The organism is Thalassolituus marinus (assembly GCF_020320395.1).
In the GTDB taxonomy this organism is placed as follows: domain Bacteria; phylum Pseudomonadota; class Gammaproteobacteria; order Pseudomonadales; family Oceanobacteraceae; genus Venatoribacter; species Venatoribacter marinus.
This window is the reverse complement of sequence record NZ_JAEDAH010000075.1, coordinates 1-9863: the sequence shown is the minus strand read 5'-3', so window position 1 is coordinate 9863 and position 9863 is coordinate 1. Positions and strand designations below refer to the sequence as shown.

The window sequence follows — 9863 nt, the reverse complement described above, 5'->3', positions numbered from 1 at the left end:
TTCCCCTGGGAGGCAGCAGGCATTGCGGATTTAAAAGTCGTTTATAGAAAACCGATATCTTTAAAACTGTGGGACACTAGTGGCCGAGGCTCCTTTATTTCAGATGAATATCAGGCGTTACGCGCCGTATCCTGAATGCGCTGCACCATCGCCCGCAGACCGTTACCACGGGTTGGACTCAGGTGTTTAACCAGATCGATCTGAGCGAAGTAGTCGTCGATATCAAACGCCAGAATTTCGGCCGGCGTTTTATAGTTAAACGCTGCCAGTACAACACCGAGCAGGCCGCGCACAATGTGTGCGTCCGAGTCTGCTTCAAACAGCAGTTTGCCATCGGCTTGTTCGCTGTCGATCCACACCTGGCTCTGACAGCCGCGCAGCAGGAATTCTTCGGTCTTTTTCTGATCGCTCATTGCGGGTAATTGTTTACCCAGATCGATGATGTATTTGTAGCGTTCTTCCCAGTCGTCGAAGAAACCCAGAGTGTCGAGGATATCGTCGGTGGTAATGTCTTTACCAAATGCGTTTGGGGTCAGGGCCACGGGCTTTCTCCTTACAGGCTTTCAACAAACGTGCGGATACGCTGAGCCGCTTCGATACATTCTTCCACGCTGGCTACCAGAGCCATACGCACGCGGTTTTTACCCGGATTAATGCCGTCAATGGTGCGTGACAGATAGGAACCCGGCAGAACGGTAACGTTTTGCTGAGCGAACAGTTGCTGAGCGAAGGTTTCTTCATCAACTGGCGTTTCGGCCCATAAATAGAAACCGGCGTCGGTTTGTTCAACTGGCATTACCGGACCGAGGATCTCAATAACCTGACGGAATTTTTCAGTGTATGCCTTACGGTTTTCTGCCACGTGCTGTTCGTCGCCCCAGGCCGCAATGCTGGCTTTCTGAGTCTGAAGTGGCATCGCACAACCGTGGTAGGTACGGTACAGCAGGAAAGGTTTCAGCAGGCTGGCATCACCAGCGACGAAACCGGAGCGCAGACCCGGCAGGTTAGAGCGCTTGGACAGTGAGTGGAATACCACGCAGTTTTTGTAGTCGTGACGGCCCAGTTGCGCACAGGCTTCCAGCAAGCCCATTGGCGCTTCTTTGCCATCGACGTAAATTTCGGAGTAGCACTCATCGCTGGCCAGAATAAAGTTATGTTTATCGGCCAGTTCAATCAGTTTGCGGAAATCGTCGAACTTCAGCGTTGCGCCGGTAGGGTTGCCCGGCGTGCAGATAAACAGCAGCTGGCAGTCATCCCACACGCTGGCCGGTACTGCATCGTAATCCGGGTTAAAACCATTTTCAGCCAGGCATGGCAGGAAATGCGGAGTGGCACCGGCCAGATACGCGGCACCTTCATAAATCTGATAAAACGGGTTCGGTGACACAACCAGCGGATTGGCGGCGTTACGATCAACCGCAGCCTGCGCAAAAGCGAACAGAGCTTCACGGGTGCCGTTAACCGGAATAACCTGGGATACCGGATCAACCTGCTGCAGCTTAAAACGCTTAGTCAGCCAGTCGGCGATGCTTTCGTTCAGCTCCGGCAGGCCTTTGGTGGTTGGGTAATTTTCCAGACAGGCGATGTTGTCGATCAGTGCTTTCTGCACAAACTCCGGAGACGGGTGTTTAGGTTCACCAATCGACAGGGCGATGTGTTCCAGATCGGCCGGTGGTGTCACCGCGCCTTTCAGTTTGGCCAGTTTTTCAAAGGGATAAGGCTGTAACTTGCTCAGATCAGGGTTCATACCGTACCAGTCGCTCAGATCATCAATCATCGAAGCGCGCAGTATACCACCGACATCGGCAGAGTGGCGGTTGCTGCATATCCCGCCGGTTTTCAGCAGCTGATCTGATCAGTGATTGTAGTGACGGGTATTGTGGTAGGTATCCGGATCGTAGTCGTCGTAAGCCGCCTGGCGCATAACGGTGGCGACCACCCGGTAGGTTTCGGTCCAGGCTTCTTTTACCTCATCGGTGTAGGCCTCGGCGAGTCCGGTTTTCAGCGCAAACAGTAGCGCATTGCCGACAGGTGTGTAGTCATCGACTTTCACCCCGTATTCCACATGTTTCACCGCCATTCGCTGCAGCACCGGAACCAGTGCATCGAGATCATCCAGGCTGGCGACCGCGAGTTTCAGGGCGGCCATCAGCTTACGCCCCTGATCTTTCATATTGCTCTTGAACAGCGCCTGCAGAGCCGGGTCATATTCAAACAGCTTGTTGTAGAAGATTTCAGCGGCGGTGTCGGCAATGGGCTCTACCATATCGAAGGTTGAGCGCACCAGCGCCTTCTGTTGCTCGGTGATCATCTGCCGTCTCCGTTGCAGGGTTCTATGACAGTGTAGATCGGAGTTCAGATGCGGCAAGATGCTGGCACTAACGGATCAATGTCAGCTCCGGCACGCTGCTGTTTCTGTTGAGGCAGTACCAGGCGTTGCCTCCTTTCTTTTTCGCGGCTTTTTTTGCCAGAGCCGCAAGGCTCGCCAGGTCGCTGGCGCTGTCATCGGCGATTAGCGACGACGGCACAACGCCTATGGCAAGGCCCAGTAGCGGAAAGTTGGCTGGCTGGCCGTTGCGATCGCTGCCACTGATGTAGCCCTGTCCCCAGTCGAGACTGGAATGGAATTCCGGCACTCCACACTGAAAGCGTTGCAGAATCCGCCCGCACAGGTCGGCCACTTCATTGCCCTGATAGACCAGAATAAAGTCGTCGCCACCGACGTGGCCGACGAAGGTTTTGTCATCGGCCATGCTCTGCAGTAAGTGCCCCAGCCAGCGAATAACATTGTCACCCTGACGATAGCCGTAGTGATCGTTAAAGGGTTTGAAATGGTTGAGGTCTGCATATAGCAGATTGAACTGCGTCGCTGACTGCATCAGGCCATCAGTATGTTCGTCGATCAGTACATTGCCTGGTAGCATGGTTAACGGGTTGGCGTAGCGCGCTTTCATAATCTGACTTTCGGTCAGTCGTTTCAGCAGTTCTTTGGTGCTGACCAAGCCCTGATACTCACCCGCGCAGGTAACGATCAGATGCTGGCGTAATGAATGCTCGTCGTCGTTGGTCATCAGCCGGCTGACAGCTTCGATGCTCATGCTGGCATCAACGATAAGTGCATCGTGCTGCATGATCTGGCTGATATCTTTTTTCTCAAACAGTGCGCGGCCATAGGGCAGGGCAAAGGTTTCCAGTAATTTACTGCGATACAGCAATCCCACCGGACGGTTGTCTTCCAGTACGGGTACAGACTGCAATGCTGGTTGGTCTTCCAGCATCTGACCGGCGTCGCGGATGGTTACGTGAGAGTCCAGAGTCGGGCAGCTCTGACACAGGGAGCCAATGGTCTGCTCGTGGAGCAGCTGTTTATAGTCGGCTATCGGTGTGTGATTACCGGGCGTCAGTATTTCTGGTTGTGCAGCAGGTTTTCCCAGCAGGTAGCCCTGACCAAGATGAATACCCAGAGAACGGATAAGATTCAGCTCGCCGACCTGCTCAATACCCTCGGCGATAATTTCACATTGCAGCTCGCCACATAAATTGACCACTGAGGTAACAAACGCCTGCTTTACCGTGTCCTGATCTATCCGATCAATAAAATGACGATCAATCTTTACGTAATCCGGGCGGATCTGTGACCAAAGCTTCAGGCCGGAATAGCCACTGCCAAGATCATCAATAGCAATGCCGTAGCCGAGTTGTTTCAGCGAGCTGATGACCTCAATGAATTTATCGCAGGCATCAAACGGAAAGCGTTCAGATATTTCCAGCACCACGCTGCGAGGGGACAGCCCGACAGCAACTAATTGCTCACTGAGGCTGATCAGCGTAGCGGAGTAGCTGAGCAGGGTTTGTGGGCAGATGTTCAGAAACAGCTGGCCGTTCAGCTCTGACTGGCGAAAGTGTTTAATTGCTGAGCGGATGCACAGGCTTTCCAGTTCGGGAATACGTTCAGCCTGATTCGCTGCCTGAAACATCAGGTCCGGGCGTTGCAGCATTTGTCCGGGTTTGCCGCGGCTCAGGGCTTCATAACCCACAGCCTGCTGGCGACGCAGGTCAACAATGGGTTGTAAGACGGTCTGTATGGCTTCCTTGCTGATCAGGTCGTCCAGGCTATCGTGCAGAGTTTGCGCTGCCATGGGGTCTGACTCAGTTTCATTGAGCCGCTATGGTCCGTGTTGCAGATGACCGTCAGATGACAGAATGGTAGCGCTTCGCAATCTGTTGTTACCAACTGTTATTCCCGGGTTTTGCTTTGTTGCAGGCATAAAAAAACCCGGCAAAAGCCGGGTTCTTTTACGCTCGCTCAGGTCTTATGCAGACGCTTCAACGATACGTTTCATGTCGGTCATGTAACCGCGCAGTTCCGCACCAACCCACTCAACCGGGTGGTTACGGATCAGATCGTTCACTTCGATCAGACGCTTGTTGTCCACAGAGTTGGACTTGACGTTCAGACCTTTACCGATAACGTCGGTGCTGATATGTGGCATGAATTTCTCGCGCAGCAGAGGTACTGCAGCGTGAGAGAACAGGTAGTTACCGTATTCCGCAGTGTCAGAGATAACAACGTTCATCTCGTACAGTTTACGACGAGCGATGGTGTTAGCGATCAGTGGAGTTTCGTGCAGAGACTCGTAGTACGCAGACTCTTCAACGATACCGCTTTCAACCATAGATTCGAACGCCAGCTCAACGCCCGCTTTGATCATAGCAACCAGCAGGATGCCGTGGTCGAAGTATTCCTGCTCGTCGATTTCAACGTCAGAAGCCGGAGCTTTTTCGAAGCCAGTTTCTGCAGTTTCTTCACGCCATTTCAGCAGGTTAGCATCGTCGTTTGCCCAGTCGATCATCATGGTGCGGGAGAATTCACCTTCCATGATGTCAGCCTGGTGCTTGCGGAACAGAGGACGCATCAGTTCTTTCAGCTCTTCAGCCATATCGAACGCAACGATTTTCGCTGGGTTAGACAGACGGTCCATCATGTTGGTGATGCCGCCGTATTTCAGCGCTTCAGTAACAGTTTCCCAACCGTACTGGATCAGCTTGGCTGCGTAGCCTTCGTCGATACCGTCTTCAACCATTTTCTCGAAGCCCAGGATCGCACCAGTCTGCAGCATGCCGCACAGGATGGTCTGTTCGCCCATCAGGTCAGACTTAACTTCAGCAACGAAAGAAGATTCCAGACAGCCTGCACGGTGACCGCCGGTACCAGCAGCCCATGCTTTAGCGATGTCCCAGCCTTCGCCTTTAGGATCGTTTTCCGGGTGAACAGCGATCAGAGTCGGAACACCGAAACCACGCTTGTATTCTTCACGTACTTCAGAGCCCGGGCACTTAGGCGCAACCATAACAACGGTCAGGTCTTCACGGATCTGCATGCCTTCTTCAACGATGTTGAAACCGTGAGAGTAGCCCAGGCAAGCGCCTTGCTTCATCAGTGGCATAACAGCGTTAACAACAGTAGTGTGCTGCTTGTCAGGAGTCAGGTTGATCAGCAGGTCAGCCTGTGGGATCAGCTCTTCGTAAGTACCAACGGTGAAACCGTTTTCAGTAGCGTTTTTCCAGGACTGACGCTTTTCAGCGATAGCTTCAGCACGCAGGGTGTAAGAAACGTCCAGACCGGAATCGCGCATGTTCATGCCCTGGTTCAGGCCCTGAGCACCACAACCGATGATGACAATTTTCTTGCCTTTCAGGAACTCAGCTTCAGAAGCGAATTCAGAACGGTCCATGAAGCGGCAGCGGCCCAGTTGATCCAGCTTTTGCTGGAGGTTCAGAGTATTAAAGTAATTAGCACCCATCACAATTCTCCTGTAGTGAAAGCTGGCTGTATCGCTCTGACGGTGTTGCCGGTTCATCGTGAGTGCTCACTTATTGCAATAAGCTCCGCGCTCCCACTGAACCGCCGCCTTGTCAGACCTTCTTCGCCGACGCTTTCGGTATGTGGTTGATATAAAAATTCGGTGCGAATAATAGGGGAAGTAGGCTGTTGCGTAAAATGCTATATTTGCGCCTTCTTGTTGCAAAATATGCAACGGCACATCCGTGAGATGGAAAGCGCATGGAATACAAAGACTTGCAGGTCTTCCTTAGTCTCTGCTCATTGCTGCACCTGGGTAAAGCCAGTCAGCAATTGCATATGAGTGCTTCTACCCTGAGTCGTCGTCTGGCGCGTATGGAGGAGGCGGTTGGTGCGCAATTGTTTGTGCGCGACACCTCACCCATGCAGCTGACGGCCGCTGGCGAGCAGTTCCGCCTGCATGCTGAACAGACGCTGCTCGACTGGCAGCAATTGCGTTCGGCGGTAGGAACAGACATCAGTGATCTGGCCGGGTCGCTGACGCTCTACTGTTCAGTAACCGCCAGTTACAGCTTCCTTGCCGATCTGTTGTCGCGCTTCCGAGAGAAGTATCCGAATGTCGACCTGCGCATTCACACCGGCGATGCTGCGGAGTCGATTCCACGGGTGGAGTCGGGAGAGGCTGATGTGGTGATTGCCGCGCGCCCGGATCAGCTGCCGGCAGAGCTTACCTTCAAAAGCATGGCGTCTTCGCCATTACTGTTTATAGCGCCGCGCTCAGTCAGCAGTGTGATGCCGATGAATCCGGCGGACACTGACTGGTCGCAGGTGCCGATGGTGCTGTCAGAATCCGGTCTTGCCCGCACCCGGGTGAATCGCTGGTTTGAGTCGGCGGGCATTGAACCGCATATCTATGCGCAGGTCTCAGGTAATGAAGCCATCGTAAGCATGGTGGCTCTTGGCGTTGGCGTTGGCGTTGTACCGGAGCTGGTGCTTAAAAACAGTCCGATGTCGGGCAGAGTACGGGTTTTGAATGTACAGCCGGAACTTGAGCCTTTCTCCATCGGTTTATGCGCCCGTACTCAGAGTTTGCACGAGCCGTTATTGCAGGCTTTGTGGCAGACAGCGGTAGTCTGATCGCGCATAATAGCGAGCTGGGCGTTATATTTTTTACGAGACATCCATTAATGAACGATGAAAATAAGGTTGTACCTCTTATGGACAACATGGATAACAACGAAGAAAACATCGAGCGTAAATCGGCCAAGTGGCCTGGTCGCAAAGGCATCTATCTGTTGCCGAACCTGTTCACCACCGGTGCTCTGTTCTCTGGCTTCTATGCCATTGTCGCCAGCATGAACGGTAACTTCGAGAATGCAGCGATAGCCATCTTTATTGCTATGGTGCTGGATGGCATGGACGGACGTGTCGCACGTCTGACCAACACCCAGAGTGACTTCGGAGCAGAGTACGACAGTCTGGCCGACATGGTTTCCTTTGGTGTGGCACCGGCGCTGGTATCCTTCACCTGGGCACTGCAGGACCTGGGCAAAATTGGTTGGGTCGCTGCCTTTATATATGTAGCGGGTGCTGCTCTGCGTCTGGCACGTTTCAATACGCAGCTGGCGGTTGCCGATAAGAACTTCTTCACCGGTCTGGCATCTCCGGCAGCGGCGGCCATTGTGGCGGGTACCGTCTGGGTATTCAGTGAAGCCGGAACGCCGGGAACGGAGATCGCATGGCTGGTGGCCATGATCGTACCGGCAGCTGGTCTGCTGATGGTGTCGAATGTTCGCTATCATTCATTCAAAGGTCTGGATCTGCGTGGCAAGGTACCGTTTGTTGCCCTGCTGGCGGTGGTGATGGTATTCGTGGTGGTTTCCATCGATCCGGCCAAAGTACTGCTGGGTGTGTTTATGGCGTATGCCATGTCGGGGCCGGTATACGAAGGCTGGTCCCGCCTGAAAGGTAACAAGAGCTGATCAGGGAACCTCTCTGAAGCAACAGGTCTAACACCGTGCGCCCCGCTGAGTAATAACAGAATTCAGCGGGGCGTTTTCTTATGTGCCTAATAAGGAGCGACCATGATCATCAGAACACGGCAGAGCAATGAGCCGCTGCCTTCGGAAATCACGCCGCCGTCCGTTTATCGTCAGCGGCGACAGTTTATTGGTCAGGCCGGAGCACTATTGTTGGCGAGTCAGGCTCCCTCGGTTATGGCTCTCACTACTCGTGAAGACGCTCCGCCCGCAACGGGCTGGTTAGCGAATGCAGTAGCGCAGGCAAAAGAGTCGGCTTATAAGCTGGATGATCCGGTTGCGCCTTATAGCGCCGTCACCAGTTACAACAACTTCTATGAATTCGGCTATGACAAGGATGATCCGGCGCGCCTGGCTGGCCGAATGAAAACAGATCCGTGGAGCGTAACCGTGGAGGGTGAGTGTGACGTTACCGGTACATTCAACCTTGAGGATATCCTCAAGGGAATTATGCTCGAGGAGCGCATATACCGCCTGCGCTGCGTCGAAGCCTGGTCGATGGTTATTCCATGGATAGGTTTTCCATTGAAAGATCTGGTTGGCCGCTTCCGCCCACGCTCCACAGCAAAATATATTGAGTTCATTACGCTTGCAGACAAGAAACAGATGCCGGGCGTTGCATCGGTATTCTCGACCATCGACTGGCCGTACAGGGAAGGATTGCGTATGGATGAGGCTATGCACCCGCTGACTCTGATGGCGGTTGGGTTGTATGGCGAGGTACTGCCGAATCAGAATGGTGCGCCACTGCGCCTGGTTGTGCCATGGAAGTATGGCTTCAAAAGCATTAAGTCCATTGTTGGTATTCGCTTCACCGAACAGCAGCCACACACCACCTGGAATCAGATCGCCCCCCACGAGTACGGTTTCTATGCCAATGTGAATCCGGAGGTGGATCACCCTCGCTGGAGTCAGGCTCGAGAACGCGTGCTACCGGGAAATCTGTTTTCGCCACGAAGAGTGGATACGCGGATGTTCAATGGTTATGACGAAGTGGCGCCACTATATAAAGGCATGGACCTGAAGGTGAACTATTGATGGCGCGCAACCAATTGCTGAATATCACTATCTGGACGGCCTTACTGGCGCCGGTGGTATATATCGGTGTAATGATTGTTCGCATTCAGAACGGAGAGTGGGATCTTCTGGGTCCTGAGCCCGGACGGGCAGTAACCCAGTTTCTGGGTACATGGGCGCTGAACAGTTTGCTACTGACCCTTACGCTCTCGCCATTGAAGAGATCTCCGCTTTCTATAAACCTGATCAGCTACCGACGCCGAATGGGCCTGTTCGCCTTCACCTATATGCTGCTGCACTTACTGGCATATATGACCATGATGCTTGGCTGGCAATGGCAGGACCTGAATGACGAGGTGGTGAAGCGCCCGTATATGGTTGTTGGTGTGTTCGCACTGTTGTTAACCATACCGCTGGCCATCACTTCAACCCGCAACTGGCAGCGCCGTCTGGGTCGCCGATGGAAGAAGTTGCACTACAGCGTCTATCTGGTGGCAGCACTGTCAATGGTACACATACTGTTACAAGTTCGTTCTAGCTGGACGGAGTTCGTGGTCTATAGTTCAGTGCTGTCTCTGTTGCTCATTGAGCGTCTTTTAAACAGACAGAAAACGGCGTGAAATTTTTTTACAAAATAGGCTTGATTCAATTTCTGACATCCCTATAATGCGCGCCTCTTCACTGCTAAGGCAGTAAAGAAAACCTCATTTTTCTTCAGTTACTGACTAAGAAAAAATCCTGAAAAAAGGTGTTGACGAGAGTCGAAAACAGCGTAGAATGCGCGACCTGCTTCAGGGGGTTGTCACGAAATGACACATCCGAGGCGGTTGTTAAGTGGTTGTTTTGAAAAGAAATTTTGAAAATAAACGCTTGACACTGAAAACAAACGCTGTAGAATACGCAGCCCGCTCAGAGAGAAGCTCTTAGCGAAGTTCTTTAAAAATCAGCATTAAGTAATTCGTGTGGGTGCTTACTGAGATGTGCGAAGGCACAAATTTTCAAGT

9 protein-coding genes are annotated in these 9863 nt (G+C 52.8%); 4 read left to right on the top strand and 5 right to left on the bottom strand.

What is annotated here, in order from left to right; genetic code table 11:
• Positions 1-110 precede the first annotated feature (110 nt).
• From I9W95_RS12435 to ilvC, 5 genes are all read right to left on the bottom strand, one after another.
• Positions 111-542 carry a SufE family protein gene (locus tag I9W95_RS12435; protein ID WP_225675349.1) on the bottom strand — a complete coding sequence of 144 codons (432 nt, stop codon included), beginning with the start codon at positions 540-542 and terminating at the stop codon, positions 111-113.
• An 11-nt stretch (positions 543-553) separates the two neighbouring features.
• Positions 554-1747, bottom strand: a complete 1194-nt coding sequence (gene dapC, locus I9W95_RS12430) for a succinyldiaminopimelate transaminase (protein ID WP_225675353.1) — start codon at positions 1745-1747, stop codon at positions 554-556.
• A 108-nt stretch (positions 1748-1855) separates the two neighbouring features.
• Positions 1856-2311 (bottom strand): globin family protein, encoded by a 456-nt coding sequence (locus I9W95_RS12425; RefSeq protein WP_225675347.1) that lies wholly within the window; start codon positions 2309-2311, stop codon positions 1856-1858.
• Positions 2312-2378: 67 nt separating this feature from the next.
• A complete protein-coding gene (locus I9W95_RS12420) occupies positions 2379-4139 on the bottom strand; it encodes a GGDEF domain-containing protein (RefSeq protein ID WP_225675345.1) in 1761 nt (586 codons plus the stop codon).
• Between the two features lie 174 nt (positions 4140-4313).
• Positions 4314-5804 carry a ketol-acid reductoisomerase gene (ilvC, locus tag I9W95_RS12415; protein ID WP_225675343.1) on the bottom strand — a complete coding sequence of 497 codons (1491 nt, stop codon included), beginning with the start codon at positions 5802-5804 and terminating at the stop codon, positions 4314-4316.
• Positions 5805-6064: 260 nt separating this feature from the next.
• On the opposite strand from ilvC, the gene ilvY reads away from it, so the two are divergent.
• From ilvY to I9W95_RS12395, 4 genes are all read left to right on the top strand, one after another.
• Positions 6065-6940, top strand: coding sequence for an HTH-type transcriptional activator IlvY (gene ilvY, locus I9W95_RS12410; protein WP_225675340.1), 876 nt, complete (start codon positions 6065-6067; stop codon positions 6938-6940).
• A 50-nt stretch (positions 6941-6990) separates the two neighbouring features.
• On the top strand, positions 6991-7785 hold the full coding sequence (gene pssA, locus I9W95_RS12405; RefSeq protein WP_404818753.1) for a CDP-diacylglycerol--serine O-phosphatidyltransferase: 795 nt from the start codon (positions 6991-6993) through the stop codon (positions 7783-7785).
• A gap of 102 nt (positions 7786-7887) precedes the next feature.
• Positions 7888-8880 carry a protein-methionine-sulfoxide reductase catalytic subunit MsrP gene (gene msrP / locus I9W95_RS12400; protein ID WP_225675338.1) on the top strand — a complete coding sequence of 331 codons (993 nt, stop codon included), beginning with the start codon at positions 7888-7890 and terminating at the stop codon, positions 8878-8880.
• Positions 8880-9479, top strand: coding sequence for a protein-methionine-sulfoxide reductase heme-binding subunit MsrQ (locus I9W95_RS12395; RefSeq protein WP_225675336.1), 600 nt, complete (start codon positions 8880-8882; stop codon positions 9477-9479). Before msrP ends, I9W95_RS12395 begins: the two co-directional genes overlap by 1 nt.
• The last annotated feature ends 384 nt before the right edge of the window (positions 9480-9863 follow it).